Raw genomic sequence first — 17,387 nt, forward strand, 5'->3', positions numbered from 1 at the left:
ACGTCTTCTGTGATGTCCTATTATCCCGCCTCCGCACGGAGAATGGGAACGATCAATCTCAGCGTCGGCTCATCCGGCGATCAAGACCGTTGTCCGAGACCCCCCGGACGGCCAAACTTGTCCTCGTGAACGCCCGCGCCGCGCTCTTCGATCTGTATGGGGACCACCTCAGATCCCGGGGCGGCCACGCGTCCGTGGCCGCCCTCGTCCGCCTGCTCGCCCCGCTGGACATCGCCGCTCCGGCCGTGCGCACCGCCATCTCGCGGATGGTACGGCAAGGCTGGCTGGCGCCCGCCCGGTTGCCCGGAGGCCCCGGCTACGAGGTCATCCCCAAGTGCGTGCGCCGCCTCGACGAGGCCGCGCTGAGAATTTACCGAGTTGGGACGATCACCTGGAACGGCCGATGGCACATCCTGGTGCTGGAGCCCGTGCGCGAGCGGTCCAGAAGGGAACGCCTCCGGGCCGAGCTCTCCTTCATCGGGTACGCGCCCCTGTCCGAGACCACCTGGCTCGGGCCCCGGCCCTCCCCCGAACTGGAGACGATCCTCAGCCGCGAGGGCGTGGGCGCCGAACGGTTCGACGCGGTGCTCGACGGCGATCCTGCGGCACTGGCCGCCAGGACATGGGACCTGGACCGCATCGGTGCCGCCTACCGGAGATGGCTGGCTCAGGCGATGGACCTGATCGGCGAGTTGCCCGGCAACGCGAGCGACGCCCGGGTGTTCGCCGTCCGCAGCAGGCTGCTGCACGGCTGGCGCAACTTCCTGTTCCACGACCCCGGGCTCCCAACCGAGCTCCTGCCGGGAGGCTGGCCGGGAGAGCAGGCCAGAATCTACTTCGAACACGAGGCCGGACGGTTGCTCCCAGCCGCCGCCGCCTTCGTCGACCGCCACCTCGGCGAGCCGTAACAGGCGGAGCCGAGAAGCCTGAAGGAGCCCTTGTTGAACGACGTTCTCTACTCCGTCGACGACGCCGTCGCCACCATCGTCATCAATCGGCCGGAGGCGATGAACTCGCTGACCTCCCGGGCGAAGACCGCCCTGCTTGAGGCGGTGACCGCGGCGTCGCAGGAGCGTGCCGTGCGGGCGGTGCTGCTGACCGGGACGGGGCGGGCGTTCTGTGCCGGCCAGGACCTGAGCGAGCACGCCGCGAACCTGGAGGCCGGCCGGGGCCTGGACGACACGGTACGTACGCGGTATAACCCGATCGTCCGCATGATCACCGAGATGGACAAGCCGGTCGTCGCGGCGGTGAACGGCGTCGCCGCAGGCGCGGGCGCCGCGCTGGCCTTCGCCTGCGACCTGCGAATCGCCTCGGAGAAGGCCAGGTTCGCGATGGCCTTCTCCGGCATCGCCCTGGCCCCGGACTCGGGCGCCTCCTGGACCCTGCAGCGCCTGGTCGGCGCGGGCCGCGCGGCGGAGCTGCTACTGCTCGGCGAGCCGATCGGCTCGGCCCGCGCGCTCGAACTCGGGATCGTCTCCCAGGTCATTCCCGCCGACGAGCTGGGCACCGCGGCCCGCGCGCTGGCCGTACGGCTGGCACAGGGGCCCACGAGCGCCTACACGGCCACCAAGCGCGCCCTGCGGTTCGCCTCGACCAGTTCGCTGGCCGAGGCCCTGGAGCTGGAAGCCGACCTCCAGGACGCCTGCGCCAGGACCGACGACCACCTGAACGCGACCCGTGCCTTCCTCGCCAAGGAGCGGCCGGTCTTCCAAGGCCGCTGACGGCCCGCCGGGAGGCCGGCTGACCGCCGCCCGCACGCCTCCCCCCTCGCGGGGCGAGAGGGGAGGCCGTCAGGCCCGGCGTGTCCAGCAGTCGGCCAGGTGGTCGTTGACGAGGCCGATGGCCTGCATCAGCGCGTAGGCGGTGGTCGGGCCGACGAAACGGAAGCCGTGTGACTTGAGCTCCTTGGCCAGCGCCTTGGAACCGGAGGTCTGGGCGGGCAGGTCCGCCGGGGTCTTCGGGATCGGCGAGCCGGGGTCCGCGTGACTCCAGACGAGGTCGGACAGGCCGATGCCGAGCGCGGCCCTCGCGTTGGCGATCGTCGCCTCGATCTTGGCCCGGTTCCTGACGATGCCCGCGTCGCCGAGCAGGCGTTCGACGTCCTGCTCGCCGAAGGCGGCCACGGCCGGAATGGAGAACCCCTCGAAGGCGGCACGGAAGTTCTCCCGCTTGCGCAGGATGGTGATCCAGGACAGGCCGGACTGGAACGCCTCCAGCGTGATCCGCTCGAACACCCGGTCGTCTCCGGTGACCGGGTGGCCCCACTCCTCGTCGTGGTAGGCGATGTAGTCGGGGGCCGCGCTCACCCACCCACAGCGCACGAGCTCCACGGGCACGACGGGTCGCGAGGTCTCGGTCAACGGGATTCCTCTTTCTTGTCCGTCCCCGGCAACTCACCGGGGTGAACGCCGACGGCATCGGAGGACGGCTCCGACGAGGCCCCAGAAGCGGTCGGGGAAGCGGGCGGGGAGTCCGGCACCCGGGACGGCTCGGGCGGCGAGGAGACCCGCTCCGCCACAGAACTCTCATCCGCCTCGGGAAGCCCATCGGCCCCTTCCGGCCCCTGCTCAGCCCGCGGAACGGCCGGTGACCCGCCGGAATCCCCCTCGTCCGGCACGGGGTCCGGCACGGGATCGGCCGCGTCGAAGAGCCGGTGCGGCGCCTCGCGCTCGGTGAGCGAAACGGCGGACGACCCGCCGGAACGCTCCTTGCCCGCCACGGGCCTGCCGTGGCCGGAGAGCTCGTACGGCGCCTCAAGTTCGCGCAGGGTGGCGGACAGGCCGCCTTTGAGCTCGTGGCGGGCCTGGAGCCTGCCGGCGAGCAGCTCGGCCACCCGCTGCTCCAGCACGGCGATCCTGGTGTCACGCTCGCTCAGGGCTCCGGCGACCCGGTTCAGCGCCTCGTCCACGCTCTGGGTGTGATAGCCGACGAGGCTCACCGGGAGCTGGAGCGCCATGAAGTCGACGGCACCGAGCTGGCCGCCCTTGGGCAGGTCCAGCGGAGGCACGTCGGGAGCGAACTCGCTCAGCTCACCCCCCCGCCCCATGGCGACCACCGTGACACTGGCGATGACGGCTACGGCAGCGAGGGCTAATACGACCAGCACATATGAATCGTGCCACAACTCCGCTGACCTAGGATCGGGTCGTGACTCCTCCGTTCCCTGAAGAGAGCAGCCTCCCGCCCGCCTCCGCCGAGGCGGGCGACGACCGGACCCCGGCCTCTCCGAGCGAGCGGACCGGAGCGGTCCCACCGGTCCCACCGGCGGCCCCTCTCGTGCTCGGACCCGGCGATCCGGGCGAACCCGGCTGGGTCGAGGCCCACTCGATCAGGGAGGTCGAGGAGCTCGTCCGCGCCGGGCACACCGTGGTCGTCACCCCCGCCAGGCTGGCCGCCGCCGGGAGGACCGGGGAGGTCGCCGTCACCGCCGAAGACGGGCGGGACGCCGAGGCCGCGGAGCTCACCGCGGCCTCGATCTGCGCCTGGGCGGGTGCCCGCGTGTTCCGTACGGATCGCCGGGAACAGGTGCGGCTCGCGGTCGAGATGACCGACTCGCTCGCCGGGCGGCGTCCACCCGCGCTAACCCGCCGTGGCCTCGCCTAGTTCCTCGGCACTCGGTTCCAGGTGCCTGGTCGACTTCTCCAGCAACCGGAACGCCTCGTCGACCGTGGCGGTCCAGGAGATGGCGTCGAAGACGTTCGGCCGGGTGAAGCCCGCCTCCTGCATGCCCTCGACCAGGTCCCGCAGCGGCCGGTAGATGCCCCACGGGTCGAGGACCACCAGGGGCTTGTCGTGCAGGCCCAGCGTGCGGGACGTCCAGATCTCGAACAGCTCCTCCAGCGTTCCGATGCCGCCCGGCAGCACCAGGAAGGCGTCGGAGCGGGCGTCCATGACCCCCTTGCGCTCGCGCATGTCGCCGGTGATCACCAGCTCGTCGGCGTGCTCGTCCGCGAGCTCGATGTCCACCAGTGACTGGGGGATCACGCCCACGGTGCGGGCGCCGCCCGCACGGGCCGCCCGGGCGATCGCGCCCATGCAGGAGACCCTGGCCCCTCCACTCACCAGGCCGTGCCCGCGCCTGGCGAGCTCCGCACCGACCTCCTCGGCCAGCTCCTGGTACTTCTTGTCGATTCTCTGACTAGACGCGAGGAATACGCATATGAACACGCCCCGACCCTATTCGAGGGTCACGGGCTTCTCCGCTCGTCCCTGACCCGCCCGCCCCTGGTGCGGTCGGCCTCCACGATGATCCGGACCGCCTCGTCCACATCGTCGGTGACGTGGATGAGATCCGCGTCCCGGGCGGAGATCTTGCCGGTCCGCACGAGGGTGTTCCTGATCCAGCCGATCAGGTCGCCCCAGAACTCGGTGCCCATCAGCACCACGGGGAAGGAGGTGACCTTCCCCGTCTGGACCAGGGTGAGTGCCTCGAACAGCTCGTCCAGGGTGCCGAACCCGCCGGGCAGCGTGATGAAGCCGCAGGAGTACTTCACGAACATGGTCTTGCGCACGAAGAAGTAGCGGAACTCGATGCCGAGGTCGACGTACTCGTTCATGCTCTGTTCGAAGGGCAGCTCGATGCCCAGGCCGACCGAGACGCCGCCGGACTCCGCCGCCCCCCTGTTGGCGGCCTCCATGCAGCCGGGCCCGCCGCCGGTGATCACGGCGTAGCCCGCCTCGGAGAGCCGCTTCCCCAGCTCGATCCCCATCTCGTACTCGGGGGTGCCCGCAGGGGTACGCGCGGATCCGAACACGGTCACCGCCTGGGGCAGCTCGGCGAGCTGGCCGAAGCCCTCCACGAACTCGGCCTGGATCCGCATCACCCGCCAGGGGTCCATGTGCAGCCAGTCGGCCGGCCCTCTCCTGTCAAGAAGCCGCTGGTCGTAGGTGGAGTCGGAGACGAGGTCACCGCGGACCACCGCGGCTCCCTGGCGGCGTTCAGGACGTGTTTTCTTCATGCGGGACACCGTAGTGCCGTCCCAGAAAAATCTTGAAAAATCTCCATGAAAACATGGAACCGAATTTTGACGAGGGCGCGTCTAACTGCACGAGGGTGCTGCTCGGGACTGAAAGTGGCTTTCCCCGCCAAATGGCCGGCGAGGAAAGCCACTTTCATTTGCGCCCCACCTCGCTCCGGCCCCTCGCGGGGTAACCGCCCACGTCAGAGCGGAACGGATCGCACCCGCCGGATGCCGTGCCCCGCCGTGAACGACACGTCCGGCCGGGTGAACCCGGCCTTTCACGACAGCCAGCCGAGCATTCCGCGCTCGCAGTCGGCGATCTTCTTCAGTGAGACGAACTCCCCCTGCTGGTGCGCCATATTCGGGTCTCCGGGGCCGTAGTTGACGGCGGGCACACCGAGATCGGCGAAGAGCGAGACGTCGGTCCAGCCGAGCTTGGCCCTCGGTGTTCCGCCCACGGCGTCGACGAAGGCCGCCGCCACCGGATGGGTCAGGCCGGGCCGTGCGGCGGCCGCGCCGTCGGTGAAGCGGACCTCGTACCCCTCGAACACCTCGCTCACATGGGCCCGCGCCTCCTCCAGCGACAGGTCGGGAGCGAAGCGGTAGTTCACCGTCACCACGCACTCGTCCGGGATCACGTTGCCCGCGACGCCACCGCCGATGCCCACCGCGTTCAGGCCCTCGTGGTACTCCAGCCCGTCGACGACGGGCAGCCTCGCCTCGTAGGCGTTCAGGATCGCGAGCACCGGCTGGGCGGCGTGGATCGCGTTGACCCCGAACCAGGATCTGGCACTGTGCGCCCGCTTGCCCCGGGTGACGATCTGGGCCCTGAGGGTGCCCTGGCAGCCGCCCTCGATCGTGCCGTCGGTGGGTTCCATGAGCACCGCGAAGTCCCCCGCGAGCCAGTCGGGGTGCCTGCGGCTGAGCCTGAGCAGGCCGTTGCGTTCGGCCTCGATCTCCTCGCAGTCGTAGAAGACGTAGGTCACGTCCCTGCTGGGTTCCGGGAGGGTCGCCGCCAGCTTCAGGGCGACCGCGACGCCGGACTTCATGTCCGAGGTGCCGCAGCCGTAGAGCAGGTCGCCCTCGACCCGGCTGGGCAGGTTGCCGGCGACGGGGACCGTGTCCAGGTGCCCGGCGATCACCACCCGCTCACCGAGGCCCAGCCGGGTACGGGCCACGATCGACTCGCCGTCGCGCTCGACCGTCAGGTGCGGGAGGAGCCGGAGGGCCTCCTCCACGGCGTCGGCCAGTGCCTTCTCATCGCCGCTGACCGACTCGACGTCCACGATCCGGGCGGTGAGCTCCCCGACATCCTGAGTGAGATCCAGACGCGTACTCATGCCCGCGACCCTAGTGCCCGTGCGGGATCCGGACGAGCCCACCCCCGCCGCCCCCATCCGTGTCCGTGCGGCATGCCGAGCAGGCCGCCTATCCGTGTCCGTGCAGCATCCGGTCGAGTTCGACCTCGCCGGGCCTGCGGCCCTCCTCCAGGCGCTCAAGCACCAGCACGCAGCGCAGGCCGAAGGTACCGCCGGGAAACTCGCGCCACCGGGTCCCCCCTGCCACCACACACCAGTCCGGAACGCGGCCGCGGCCGAGTTCCTCTCCCGTCCGCACGTCGACGACAGGGGTCGAGCCCGACAGGATCGTCCCGGCGCCGACCACGGCGCCCCGGCCCACCCGGGCCCCCTCGGCGATCACCGCACGGCGGCCGATCAGCGCGCCGTCCTCGACGACCGCGGGCGCGGCCCTCGACGGCTCCCCCGCGGCGCCGGAGCCCTCCTCGCCGTCCTGGCCACCCGCCGCTCCGACCCCGGCCCCGCCGGCCAGGTGGACGTTCTTGCCGATCTGGGCGCACGAACCGATCGAGACCCAGGTGTCCACGGTGCTGCCCTCGTCCAGGTGGGCGCCGATGTCGACGAACGAGGGCATCAGCACCACACCCCGCGCCAGGTAGGCGCCCCAACGGGCGATCGCCCCCGGCACGACGCGTACCCCGTCGACGGAGGTCTTCAGCGGAAGGCGATCATGGTGATGGAAGTCACCCACCTGGGACCTGGCCATGCCGAGCACCCGGAAGGCGAGCATGACGGCCCGCCGGGCGCGCTCGTCCACGACCACCTCGCCGGTGGGGGAGACCTCCGCCACCCGGGCCTTTCCACCGTCGAGCATGTCCACCGCGCTCACCACGACGGCGCGGGCCTCGGTGTCGGCGGGGCTCAGCTCGGCCCGGCGCCGCCACAGCTCGTCGACGGCCGCGGGCAGCGGGCTGGCATCGCTCTGGATCATGGCCCGGAGCCTAGTGTTCACAGCGTTATCACAGGCTGAGCAATCGCGGGGACCGGTAGGTTCTTGACCGTGCGAGGGCGCTTCTCAAAAGGGGTTATCGCGATCATCGCGATCGTGGCCGTACTCGTGGTGGCCATCACCGCGGGTCTGTTCGCCCTGCTCAAACGGGCGAAACCATTCGTCGACCTCGGCGAGGGGTGCAGGGTCACGACTCCGGAGGGCTCGCTGGACCTGGACATCGCGCAGGCCCAGGTGGCGGCGGCCATCGCGGCCGTTGCGGCCCGCAGGAAGCTGCCCGAGCGGGCCGCCGTGATCGCCTACGCCACCGCCATCCAGGAGTCGAAGCTGGAGAACCTGAGGGGCGGCGACCGCGACTCGGTCGGCGTGTTCCAGCAGCGGCCCTCCCAGGGCTGGGGAAAACCCGGCCAGCTCATCGATCCCGTCTACGCCTCGGAGAAGTTCTTCGCCGCACTGGTGAAGGTGAAGGGGTACCGGAAACTGCCGCTCCACGAGGCGGCCCAGGCGGTGCAGCGCTCGGCCGACGGGTCGGCGTACGCCCAGCACGAGGAGGACGGGAAGATCCTCGCCGCGGCGTTCACCGGACGCGTCCCCAGGGCCGTGCACTGCTGGTTCCCCGTTCCCTCTGGCAAGAGCCCGCGCCCCGACACGGGTGCGGCGAAGCGCGAGCTCACCAGGGCACTCGGGGCCGCGTTCGAGGCCCCGTCGCGCAGGCGCGGCTGGCTGGTGGCCGGCTGGTCGATCGCCCATGCCAAGGAGTTCGGGCTGACCAGGATCCGCTACGACGGCCAGTCCTGGGTCTCCGCGAACGGCCACGACGGCTGGCAGGCCGACCCCAAGGTGCCCGCGGGGAAGGTCGAGATATCCCAGTGATCCGGTGGCAGGTGGCCGGATCGACATCATGCCCAAAAGGCCCCGTCCCGGCCGCGGATCTCAGCCCTTCTTCTCGATCCTGATCGTGCCGGGAGCCAGGGGCTGGGCGTGCGAGGCTCTCCAGCGCCGGCCCTGCAGGCGTTCGAAGCTGAGCAGGCGGCCGTCGGCCGCCCGGTAGTCGGCGAAGTCGAGCAGGCCCCGCTCGGGCATCGAGGTGACGCCCTCGCCGCGGAAGGCCGCGGTGCCACGGTCGATGGGCAGGAAGTCGACCCCCTCAACGCTCAGGGTGGTCTTGGCGGGGATCATGCCCTCGGTGGGCACCTGCGTCCACAGCAGCACCTCCAGGTGCGGCGGTTCGCCGGTCGCCAGGCCGTCGTGCATCTGGATCGAGAGCCACTGGTAGCGGCGGGTGCCGTCGTCGAGGAGGTACTCGGTCCACTGGGTGCCCTGCCATGACAGGTACAGGGCGCCGAGAACGCGGCTGCGCGCCCCCTGGCATTCGATCGTGTCGCCGACCTTGATCGTACGGGGGTCGGGGTAGTCGATGCCGACATGGCCCATGGCCGGTTGGGGCGGCTGCGCGGCCCCAACCGAGGAGGAGGGGGGGCTCTCGCCGGGAGGCTCGGGATCGTCGGCCCCCCTGTCCTGACGCGTCGTCGCGAAGAACGCGCCGAGCAACAGAACAAGGGTGACCACACTCAGACCGAGTATCACGGCGACCTCGGGGGTCATGCCGCGCGATCCTACTGGAGGCGGCGCACAGCCGCACTGATGCGTTCGTCGACGGCCGTCACGGCGACCCTGATGTGTCCCTCGCCCGCGGTCCCGTAGAAGTCGCCGGGAGCGACCAGGATCCCCCTGTCGGCCAGTGCGCGAACCTGCTCCCAGCAGCCCGTCCCGTTGGACGCCCACAGGTACAGACCCGCCGTGGAGTGCTCGATCTTCCAACCGGCCGCCTCCAGGGCGGGGCGGAGCGCCGCGCGGCGGGCGGCGTAGCGGGCCCGCTGCTCCTCGGCGTGCTCGTCGTCGTCCAGGGCGACGGCCATCGCCGCCTGGACCGGCGCGGGCATCATCATGCCGGCGTGCTTGCGTATCTCCAGCAGCCGCTTGATCAGCGCGGGGTCCCCGGCGGCGAACCCGGCGCGGTAGCCGGCCAGGTTGGAGCGCTTGGACAGCGAGTGCACCGCCAGCAGGCCCTCGTGCGAGCCGCCACAGACGTCCGGGTGCAGGATCGAGACCGGCTGCTCCTCCCAGCCCAGCTCGATGTAGCACTCGTCGGAGGCCACGACCGCGCCGCGCTCACGCGCCCACGAGACGACCTTGCGCAGGTGCTCGGCGGGCAGGACCTTACCCGTCGGATTGGACGGGGAGTTGACCCAGACCAGCGGCACCCGCTCGGGCCCGAGCGCGAGCAGCCCGTCGGCGGCGTACGGCTCGGCGCCCGCGAGACGGGCTCCCACGTCGTAGGTGGGGTAGGCCAGCTCGGGGAAGATCACTCGTTGCCCCGGCCCGACACCGAGCAGTGTCGGCAGCCAGGCCACCAGTTCCTTGGAACCGATCAGCGGCAGCACGTTCGCCTGGTCGAGGATCACTCCGTGCCTGCGCCGCAGCCATCCGGCCGCGGCCGAGCGGAGGCGCTCGGAACCGTAGGTCTGCGGGTATCCGGGGCTGTCCGAGGCGTCCGCGAGCGCCTGGCGCACGATGGCGGGCACCGGATCGACGGGGGTGCCCACCGAAAGGTCGACGATCCCGTCGGGGTGCGACGCCGCCAGTTCCTTCAGCGGCGTGAGCCGGTCCCACGGAAAGTCCGGCAGGCCGATCATCGGAGCCTCGCGGACACGTTCGGGTTCTCTGACCGGTTGGAAGTGGCGCTCACTTGATTCAGCCGTCGTCTTTCGCTCTGTCGGATCTGCCGGCGGCACGCACCGGAGGAACGATCTCGCACCCCTCCGATGCCGGCCCCGTCCTTTGGATCTTTCACCCACCGCGGCCGGTCGGGCGGCACCTCGCCGCGTTGTCGCCGGTCGCCGCGGCACGCCGCGGCGACCTCCTTCGCTCAGCGAGGCGGCAGCCGACCGATCCTCGCCACGGCAAGATCCGCCGGACAGGACCTAGTGGCTCTCGGCCTGCGGGGGCAGAGCCTCGACGACCGGGTGGTCCTTCTCGATCTTGCCGACCTTGGAGGCGCCGCCGGGCGACCCCAGGTCCTCGAAGAAGTCCACGTTCGCCTTGTAGAATTCCTTCCACTGCTCGGGAAGGTCGTCCTCGTAGAAGATGGCCTCCACCGGACAGACGGGTTCGCACGCGCCGCAGTCGACGCATTCGTCGGGGTGGATGTAGAGCATCCGTCCCCCCTCGTAGATGCAATCGACAGGGCACTCCTCGATGCATGCCTTGTCCAGGACGTCCACGCAAGGCTGCGCGATGACGTAGGTCACCTCGGGCTCCTTCTTCTTTACGCACCTAGGCACGACTTCGACCGCGGGTTGCTTAGCCCTAGTATTGCCGGGCCCGCCACGTGTCTGAAACGGGAGGGGGCAAAAGTCGATGGCCCTTGGTTTCGGTGCTCGCCTGAATATCACCATAACCCCCTCTGACGTGGGCAAAAGAGTCACCACGCGGAGACGGGTTCCCGAGGGATTCCGGGACGCGGTGGGCGAGTTGGAGTTCTGGCGGGACGGCGTGCTCGGCGTGCGCAAACGGGACGGCACGCTGGTCGAGATCGGCGAGGAAACACTCGCCGCGGCGAAGGTGGTCCAGGAGCCGCGTCCCCCGCGCGCGTGAGGCGCCCGCCGGGGCGTTCGGGTAAGCCGCTCGCCAAGACACGTATAAGCCGTCCGGTAGGAAGGGCCGCGCCTGCTCGACCGGACGAATGACAACGGAGAGTATCTCCTCCGTGACCGTACGTACCAGCGCCGCAGCCGCCGTGATCCTCACGGCCACGATCGCCGGATGTGGCGCCCCGGCCCCTCAGAACATCCAACTTCCGCCGGTCAACACCCAGGCCGCCTCCATGAAGGAGGGCTTCTGCACGATGGAACGCCTCGTCGAGGCGGCCAAGAAGGAGGGGACCCTCACAGTGATCGCGCTACCGCGCGACTGGGTGAACTACGGCGAGATCATCGACACCTTCGCCGAGGAGTACGGGATCAAGGTCGACCAGCTGGAACCCGACGCGAACAGCGCCAGGGAGATCGCGGCCATCCCCGCACTCAAACCCGACGTGTTCGACCTGAGCGTGGACGTCGCCGTGTCCAAGTCCGACCTCTTCGCCCCGTACCGGGTCCAGGGCTGGCAGGACATCCCCGACCATCTCAAGGATCACCGGGGCACCTGGTACGCCGGGTACGGCGGCTACATGTCCATCGGCTACGACCCGAGGAAGGTCGCGGCCCCCGCCTCCTTCTCCGACCTGCTGAAGCCCGGTCACAGCGTCTCGCTGCCCGGCGACCCCCGGGAGGTCTCGGCGGCCTTCAACGGGGTGATGGCCGTCTCGCTCAGGGGCGGCGAGGCGAGGGCGGAGCGAGGCGTCGAGTTCTTCCACCGCCTCAAGGGCGCGGGCAACCTCGCGGCGAACCCCAAGACGGCCTCGGTCATCGTCGACTGGGACTACCACAACGCCGAGCGGGCGGCCGCCGGCAAGGACTGGAAGGTCGCGGTTCCCGGCGACGCCGTGCTCGGCTCGTACTACGTCCAGGCCATCAGCAAGCAGGCCCCACACCCTGCCGCCGCCCGGCTCTGGCAGGAGTTCCTGTTCTCCGACAGGGGCCAGAACCTCTTCCTGAAGGGCTATGCCCGCCCGGTCAGGATGGAGGCCCTCCAGATGCGCGGCACCCTGGACGACGAACTCGCGGCCAAGCTCCCCGCCACCAGCGGGAAGCCCGTGATCCTCACCGTCTCGGAGATCGACAGGGCCAGAGCCTACCTCCAGCGTGAGTGGGCCAGAAAGGTGAGATGAGGGTGGGGCTGATGGGACTGATATGTCGTGACTGCCCAGAGGCTCTAAAGTGTCTGGAGAGTACCGATAAGAGACCCTGGCGTCTCAGAATGTGAGCTGATCGTCTTGCGATACGACACGCCTAGCTTGACGAGGTGGAATGTTCGCGCCTATGACAACAGCTTCGGGTACGTTTCAGCACATGGCGCCCCCCTGGTCGAACTACTCGACCCGCAGCCGGGCGAGCGCATCGTGGATCTCGGCTGCGGCACGGGGACGCTGACCGCCGAGATCACCTCCCGGGGCGCGCACGTCCTGGGGATCGACGGATCGCAGGCGATGATCGAAAAAGCCCTGGCGCAGTACCCGGGGCTGGACTTCATAGTCGGCGACGGCCGCGACTTCACGGTGGCCCAGCCCTACGACGCGGTCTTCTCCAACGCGGCCCTGCACTGGATGGGCCAGGAGCCGGACGCGGTGATCACCAGTGTCCGCGAGGCCCTCGCACCCGGCGGACGGTTCGTGGCCGAGATGGGCGGCGCGGGCAACTGCTCCGCGCTGACGGCGGCGCTGTCCACCGCCTGGCGGGAGTACGGGCTCCGTGAGCCCGGCCTGCCGTGGTACTTCCCCACCCCCGCCGAATACGCCACGAGACTGGAGAAGGGCGGCTTCACCGTCCGCCTGCTGGAATACTTCGATCGGCCGACCCCGCTCGACGAGTGCCCCAACGGGGCGGCCGACTGGGTGCGGATGTTCGCCGGTTCACTGCTCCAGGAAGTGCCGGTGGAGATGGTCGACTCGCTGCTCCACCGGGTGAACGAGCTGGCCGCCCCCGCCCTGCGGCGGGAGACCGGCTGGATGGCCGACTACGTGCGACTGCGGTTTGCGGCTGTACGCCGTTGAACCGACCCAATGCGCCGTGGCGATTTGCCAGACTATGGTCTGTTCCATGAGTCTCGTTCCCCGGCCACATGGAGTGTCTCGGGCGGCTTAAGGGGCTGGTGAAGGGAACGGATGAACTTCTGTCTGAGTGACCTCGTGCCGCCGCTACGCTGGAGCGACGCGGCCACGATCCCACTTCTGCGCGACCAGCCCGACCTGCCGGACGCCTGGTGGCGGTGCCTGCCGATGGCCCGCGTGCTCGCCGTGCTGCCTCCTGAGCGGCTGGCGGAGATCCTCACCGTGCTCACCCTGGACCACTGGCCCGCCGCCACCGTGGGCGACGTGCTGCCCGCACTGCACGTCCTGGACCCGGACGAGGCCGACGAGCCCTGTACGGCCATAGCCCTCGACCGCGCGGGATCCTGGCCGGGTCTCCTCGCGCTGACCGGCCACGACCTGCGCGACCAGCCGTTCATCCAGCCGGTCCCGCTGCTGCACGCCCTCTTCACGGCGGTCTTCGCACGCCTGGCGACCCCGCTCCCGGCGACCCCGCTCCCGATGGCTTCGCTCCCGGCTGCTTCGGCCCCGGCTGCTTCGGTCCAGGCGGTTCCGGCGCCCGGCGCGCGGAGCGAGCCGGCTCCGGGCGAGTCCGATGCCATACCGAATGAGTCTGGAGCCGACCCCGCACCGGAGACCGAACCGGAGATCGGGCCGGGCGTCGTGGCGGATTCCCCCGCGGAACCCGCCGCCGAACCCGCTTCGGTGCCCACCTCGGGGCCCGCTTCGGGGCCCGCTGCCGAGAGCGCTGCCGAGAGCGTGGAGGGCGCCGGGGGCTCCGTACCGGAAGCCCTGCCGGTGCCCGAGGCACGTCGCGCGGCGGAGGCCGAGGCCGAGCCCGCCGCCGTCCCCGGATCGCTCTTCCAGCCGGCCCCGGCGAGGGACGATCCGCCCGTGACCGACGCGGAGGCTCAGGCCGCCGCACCCGACGCCGCGTTCGAAGAGGTCCGGGAGTCCCCCGCCGAGAGCGTGCCCGAGGCGGAGCCGGCCGCCGCTCCGGTTGGGGCGATCGCCGAAACCGGCGACGACGACTCCGTACCCGCCCCGGAGGCGGCGGGCGCTCCTGAGCCGGAGGAGGCCGTGCGGAGCCGGCGGGCCGAGCAGCCCGCGGAGAGCCTGCACGCGCTGGTGGACGGTGTCTTCGCCAACGCGGAGGACAAGCGCTGGGCGGTGGCGCAGAACAGGCTGTTCAGTGACACCCCGGCGAGCGCGGAGGCGCTGGCCAAGCTCTTCGCGGTGCGGCCGGAGGTCATCTTCGGCATCGAGGTCGACCTGCGCCGGGAGCTCGGGGACTGGATCGCCTCCGACGAGGCCGCCCCGTACCGGGAGCACCTGGAGGAGATGAGAAGGGTGCTCGGCAGGGCGGCGCCCAAGGAGCGGCTGATCAACGCCGCCGACTGGCACACCCTGGAGCTGCACTCTCTCGACATCCCGGCCTGGCAGTTCGTGCTGGCCACGCTCCCCGGTTACCACCTGGTCGACGAGTGGCTGGTGGAGGGCGACATCGCCGAGCTCCGCCATCGCACCCGCGACATGCTCAGTGACGCCCAGCCGCCGCTGACCATCAACAAGGCCCTCGACATGGTCTCCTCGCTGGGCATCCACCCCGAGGTGTCCAAGGAGTGGCTGGAGAACGTTCCGCAGCTCCGCATCCTCGGCGCGGGCGAACGGCCTCCCCAGCGCCCGAACGGCGCCCCGGCCCTGATCGCGGAGAAGCCACCCGGCGCGCCACGGGAGAACGGGGAACCGGCGAAGGCCCCCTTCCGCCCGCTGAAGGACGTCTCGCTGACCAGACGCTGCTTCCGCCAGCCCGACGGCCGCTGGTGGCTCCGGATCGACGTCACCTCCGACCACCTGCGGGGCGCCGAGTGCCCGTTGCCCAGCGGGTTCGCCGCCTATCTCGGGATGTCCCCCGGTGCGGGCCGCACGGTCAGCAGCGCGGTCGGCGATCTGGTTCTCAGCTGGCAGGACAGGCCCGTGCTCGAATCGCTCAGAACGCTCCTGGAGGACGTGGGGGCCAAGGAGGGCAGCCACCTGTTCCTCACCCTCTCCGACGAGGGGGTCCTGCGGGCCAGGCACCTGCCCTCCGCCGGGGGCGAGGGGGAGGCGACGGCCCAGGCGCTGAGACTCGTCGGCTACACCGCCTCGGGCGGTACTCCGGAACAGGCCGGGCGGGTCATCGCCACCCGGGTCGGCATGACGGGCCCCGTGGGCATACCCGACCTTCTCACCCGGCTACGAGAACGCGGGGACCGCGATCTCCTGGCACTGTTGGCCTAGCTCATGCCCCGCCTCGCCATCTCCCCGGACTTTCCCGTCGAACTCGGCGCCCTGGCCCAGCCGGTGCGCCGGGACGTCGTGGTCTCGGCGCGCAGGTTCCTGCAGAACGTGGCGGGTGCTCCGCACCCCGAGCGGGTCAGGGGGGCCAGGGACCCCCGGGTCGCCACCCTGAGGCTGGCCGACCGGTACCGGGGCGTCGTGGTCAAGCAGCGGGACGTCTACTGGCTGCTGACCGTGCTGCCGGACGCGGAGGCCTGGGCGTACGCCCAGCGCTACCGGTTCGGCGTCAACACCGCGCTGGGCGTGGTCGAGATGTGGGACGCCGAGGCGCTGGACCAGGTACGGCCCGCGGTGCGCAGGGCGGCCGAGGCGTCCGCCACGCGGCTGTTCTCCGAGATCTGCGACAGCGACCTGGCCGAGCTGGGAGTGGACGGCCGGTTCCTGCCGCTGGTCAGGCAGATCACCGACCAGCTCACCCTGGAGGCGCTCGAACCGCTGCTGCCCCCCACGCAGTACGAGCCGCTGGCGGCGCTCGCCAGGGGCGAGTCGATGGCCGGGGCCTGGCGGGAGCTGGAGAACTGCCGTGCCGTCGCCGCGGGACCCGAGCCGATCAACCCCGAGGACTTCGGCGCCGCGCTGCTGCGCAGCCCGGACCGGGCCGTCTTCACGGACCACCCGCGCGAGCTGAACCGCGTGCTCGACGCGCCCGGCTGGTGCGTGTTCCTGCGTCCGCCGCAGTACCGGCTGGCGTACTGGGAGTCCTACCAGCAGCCGACGCTGGTCACCGGGGGCGCGGGCACCGGCAAGACGCTCGTCGCCCTGCACAGGGCGGCCCACCTGGCCGGGCGTGCGAACGGCCAGGTCCTGCTCGTCACCTTCTCCCAGGGGCTGAGCGCCGAACTCGCGGCCAGGCTCGACCAGCTGGTCGAGGACGAGACGATCCGCAAGCGGATCGAGGTCGGCAACGTGGACCGGCTGGCCCACCGCATCGTCGCGGAGGCCGAGGGCCGTCCGCCCTCGCTGGTCGGCGCCGCCGAGCTGACGGCGCTCTGGGAGGAGACCGCGACCGGCCACAGCCCGGCGTTCCTGCTGCGCGAATGGGAGCAGGTGGTGCTGGCGCAGAACCTGCGGACCCTGGAGGAGTACCTGGCCACCTCCCGCTCGGGCCGCGGCGTCGAGTTGTCGGCCGGGGAGCGCGGCGCCGTCTGGGACGCGATCGGGCACGTCACCGGACGGCTGCGCGAGCGCGGCAAGCGGACCCTGCTGCAGCTGGCCTCCGAGGCGTCGGTGTTGCTCGGCCAGACCACGGGAGACCTGCTGGAGGAGACGGAGCCCATGCGGGAGCCGTACCGGCACATCGTGGTGGACGAGGCGCAGGACCTGCACCCCGCGCAGTGGCGGCTGCTGCGGGCGGCGGTGCCGCACGCCCGCGACGACCTGTTCATCGTGGGCGACCCGCACCAGCGCATCTTCGACACGAGGGTGACGCTCAGCGCGGTCGGGATCGACGCGATCCAGCAGCGTCTGCAGGTGTCGTACCGGCTCCCGCAGGAGATCCTGTCCTGGGGGGTCCGGTTACGCGGAGGCGGTCCCGCCGACGGGCTCGTCAACGGTGCGCAGGAGCTTTACGGCTTCCGGAGTACCCGGCACGGGGCCAGGCCGATGGTCCGAGCCTACGATTCACCGCAGGATGAGCTGACGGGGCTGGTGGCACAGGTGGGACAGTGGGTGGATGAGGGCGTGATGCCCGAGGAGATAGCGGTGGCCGCCAGGACCGCCGCCCTCGTGCGTGACGCGCGGACCGCTCTGCGCGAGCTGGGGGTGCGAGTGACGACGCTGCACGGCATGAAGGGACTCGAGTTCCGGCGGGTCGCGGTGATCGGCGTGGGCGAGGGAATCGTGCCCGACCCCGACTCGCTGACCCCCGTCGGCGAGGACCCGGCAGCCAGGGCTCACGATCTCCAGCGGGAGCGCGGCCTGCTCTATGTCGCCTGCACCCGGGCACGAGAACTCCTTTATGTATCCCATTCCGGACGGGCAAGTCCCTTCCTTCCCAACTGACCACATAGTCTGAATTGCGGATGTAA

General features: G+C 70.7%; 18 protein-coding genes. 9 read left to right on the top strand and 9 right to left on the bottom strand.

The annotated features are described in order from the left end of the window. The first annotated feature begins 125 nt into the window (after nt 1-125). Nucleotides 126-908, top strand: a complete 783-nt coding sequence (locus tag IG98_RS0112930) for a PaaX family transcriptional regulator (RefSeq protein ID WP_030910620.1) — start codon at nt 126-128, stop codon at nt 906-908. Nucleotides 909-941: 33 nt separating this feature from the next. Next, nucleotides 942-1,724: an enoyl-CoA hydratase-related protein gene (locus IG98_RS0112935; RefSeq protein ID WP_030910624.1), complete on the top strand. Its 783-nt coding sequence runs from the start codon at nt 942-944 to the stop codon at nt 1,722-1,724. Nucleotides 1,725-1,793: 69 nt separating this feature from the next. On the opposite strand, the gene IG98_RS0112940 is transcribed toward IG98_RS0112935, so the two are convergent. After that, nucleotides 1,794-2,363, bottom strand: a complete 570-nt coding sequence (locus tag IG98_RS0112940) for a DNA-3-methyladenine glycosylase I (protein WP_051752034.1) — start codon at nt 2,361-2,363, stop codon at nt 1,794-1,796. Then, entirely contained in the window at nt 2,360-3,109 is a 750-nt protein-coding gene (locus IG98_RS46815; protein ID WP_051752035.1) for a hypothetical protein, read from the bottom strand. Before IG98_RS46815 ends, IG98_RS0112940 begins: the two co-directional genes overlap by 4 nt. Before the next feature lie 41 nt (nt 3,110-3,150). Here IG98_RS46815 and IG98_RS44780 point away from each other — a divergent pair, with 41 nt between their 5' ends. Continuing rightward, the gene (locus IG98_RS44780) at nt 3,151-3,606 is read left to right on the top strand and encodes a hypothetical protein (RefSeq protein WP_051752036.1); all 456 of its coding nucleotides are present in this window, start codon (nt 3,151-3,153) and stop codon (nt 3,604-3,606) included. On the opposite strand, the gene IG98_RS0112955 is transcribed toward IG98_RS44780, so the two are convergent. The 4 genes from IG98_RS0112955 to IG98_RS0112970 all read right to left on the bottom strand — a co-directional run bounded on the left by IG98_RS0112955 (nt 3,583) and on the right by IG98_RS0112970 (nt 7,253). Next, on the bottom strand, nt 3,583-4,170 hold the full coding sequence (locus IG98_RS0112955) for an LOG family protein (protein ID WP_030910633.1): 588 nt from the start codon (nt 4,168-4,170) through the stop codon (nt 3,583-3,585). The two genes, IG98_RS44780 and IG98_RS0112955, sit on opposite strands and share 24 nt — an antisense overlap. A 20-nt stretch (nt 4,171-4,190) precedes the next feature. Next, nucleotides 4,191-4,961 (bottom strand): LOG family protein, encoded by a 771-nt coding sequence (locus IG98_RS0112960; RefSeq protein ID WP_030910636.1) that lies wholly within the window; start codon nt 4,959-4,961, stop codon nt 4,191-4,193. 281 nt (nt 4,962-5,242) lie between these two features. Beyond that, on the bottom strand, nt 5,243-6,304 hold the full coding sequence (dapE, locus tag IG98_RS0112965) for a succinyl-diaminopimelate desuccinylase (RefSeq protein WP_030910638.1): 1,062 nt from the start codon (nt 6,302-6,304) through the stop codon (nt 5,243-5,245). An 88-nt stretch (nt 6,305-6,392) separates the two neighbouring features. After that, complete coding sequence (locus IG98_RS0112970; RefSeq protein WP_030910640.1) at nt 6,393-7,253, bottom strand: 2,3,4,5-tetrahydropyridine-2,6-dicarboxylate N-succinyltransferase; 861 nt, start codon at nt 7,251-7,253, stop codon at nt 6,393-6,395. A 114-nt stretch (nt 7,254-7,367) separates the two neighbouring features. Between IG98_RS0112970 and IG98_RS0112975 the strand changes: the two genes are divergently transcribed. Further along, the gene (locus IG98_RS0112975; RefSeq protein ID WP_245651531.1) at nt 7,368-8,144 is read left to right on the top strand and encodes a hypothetical protein; all 777 of its coding nucleotides are present in this window, start codon (nt 7,368-7,370) and stop codon (nt 8,142-8,144) included. A gap of 60 nt (nt 8,145-8,204) precedes the next feature. On the opposite strand, the gene IG98_RS0112980 is transcribed toward IG98_RS0112975, so the two are convergent. The 3 genes from IG98_RS0112980 to fdxA form a co-directional block, all read right to left on the bottom strand. After that, the gene (locus tag IG98_RS0112980) at nt 8,205-8,876 is read right to left on the bottom strand and encodes a DUF4178 domain-containing protein (RefSeq protein WP_030910644.1); all 672 of its coding nucleotides are present in this window, start codon (nt 8,874-8,876) and stop codon (nt 8,205-8,207) included. 11 nt (nt 8,877-8,887) lie between these two features. Next, on the bottom strand, nt 8,888-9,967 hold the full coding sequence (gene dapC, locus IG98_RS0112985; protein ID WP_030910645.1) for a succinyldiaminopimelate transaminase: 1,080 nt from the start codon (nt 9,965-9,967) through the stop codon (nt 8,888-8,890). A gap of 288 nt (nt 9,968-10,255) precedes the next feature. Then, nucleotides 10,256-10,582 (bottom strand): ferredoxin, encoded by a 327-nt coding sequence (gene fdxA / locus IG98_RS0112990; RefSeq protein ID WP_030910647.1) that lies wholly within the window; start codon nt 10,580-10,582, stop codon nt 10,256-10,258. A gap of 160 nt (nt 10,583-10,742) precedes the next feature. On the opposite strand from fdxA, the gene IG98_RS0112995 reads away from it, so the two are divergent. The 5 genes from IG98_RS0112995 (at nt 10,743) to IG98_RS0113015 (ending at nt 17,361) form a co-directional block, all read left to right on the top strand. Beyond that, entirely contained in the window at nt 10,743-10,928 is a 186-nt protein-coding gene (locus tag IG98_RS0112995) for a putative acetyltransferase (RefSeq protein WP_342666812.1), read from the top strand. Between the two features lie 112 nt (nt 10,929-11,040). Next, entirely contained in the window at nt 11,041-12,102 is a 1,062-nt protein-coding gene (locus IG98_RS0113000) for an ABC transporter substrate-binding protein (protein ID WP_037970200.1), read from the top strand. Nucleotides 12,103-12,228: 126 nt separating this feature from the next. After that, nucleotides 12,229-12,984 carry a class I SAM-dependent methyltransferase gene (locus IG98_RS0113005; protein WP_245651532.1) on the top strand — a complete coding sequence of 252 codons (756 nt, stop codon included), beginning with the start codon at nt 12,229-12,231 and terminating at the stop codon, nt 12,982-12,984. A 111-nt stretch (nt 12,985-13,095) separates the two neighbouring features. Beyond that, nucleotides 13,096-15,300, top strand: a complete 2,205-nt coding sequence (locus tag IG98_RS0113010; protein ID WP_030910655.1) for a hypothetical protein — start codon at nt 13,096-13,098, stop codon at nt 15,298-15,300. A gap of 3 nt (nt 15,301-15,303) precedes the next feature. Next, complete coding sequence (locus IG98_RS0113015; RefSeq protein WP_030910657.1) at nt 15,304-17,361, top strand: UvrD-helicase domain-containing protein; 2,058 nt, start codon at nt 15,304-15,306, stop codon at nt 17,359-17,361. The last annotated feature ends 26 nt before the right edge of the window (nt 17,362-17,387 follow it).

This window comes from Streptosporangium amethystogenes (genome assembly GCF_000721075.1).
Lineage (GTDB): Bacteria > Actinomycetota > Actinomycetes > Streptosporangiales > Streptosporangiaceae > Streptosporangium > Streptosporangium amethystogenes.

Bases quoted from the DNA above. Each gene is read 5' to 3' on its own strand.
- IG98_RS0112960 (WP_030910636.1), bottom strand. From the start codon at position 4,961: ATGAAGAAAACACGTCCTGAACGCCGCCAGGGAGCCGCGGTGGTCCGC.
- dapE (WP_030910638.1), bottom strand. From the start codon at position 6,304: ATGAGTACGCGTCTGGATCTCACTCAGGATGTCGGGGAGCTCACCGCC.
- IG98_RS0112970 (WP_030910640.1), bottom strand. From the start codon at position 7,253: ATGATCCAGAGCGATGCCAGCCCGCTGCCCGCGGCCGTCGACGAGCTG.
- IG98_RS0112980 (WP_030910644.1), bottom strand. From the start codon at position 8,876: ATGACCCCCGAGGTCGCCGTGATACTCGGTCTGAGTGTGGTCACCCTT.
- dapC (WP_030910645.1), bottom strand. From the start codon at position 9,967: ATGATCGGCCTGCCGGACTTTCCGTGGGACCGGCTCACGCCGCTGAAG.
- IG98_RS0113010 (WP_030910655.1), top strand. From the start codon at position 13,096: ATGAACTTCTGTCTGAGTGACCTCGTGCCGCCGCTACGCTGGAGCGAC.
- IG98_RS0113015 (WP_030910657.1), top strand. From the start codon at position 15,304: ATGCCCCGCCTCGCCATCTCCCCGGACTTTCCCGTCGAACTCGGCGCC.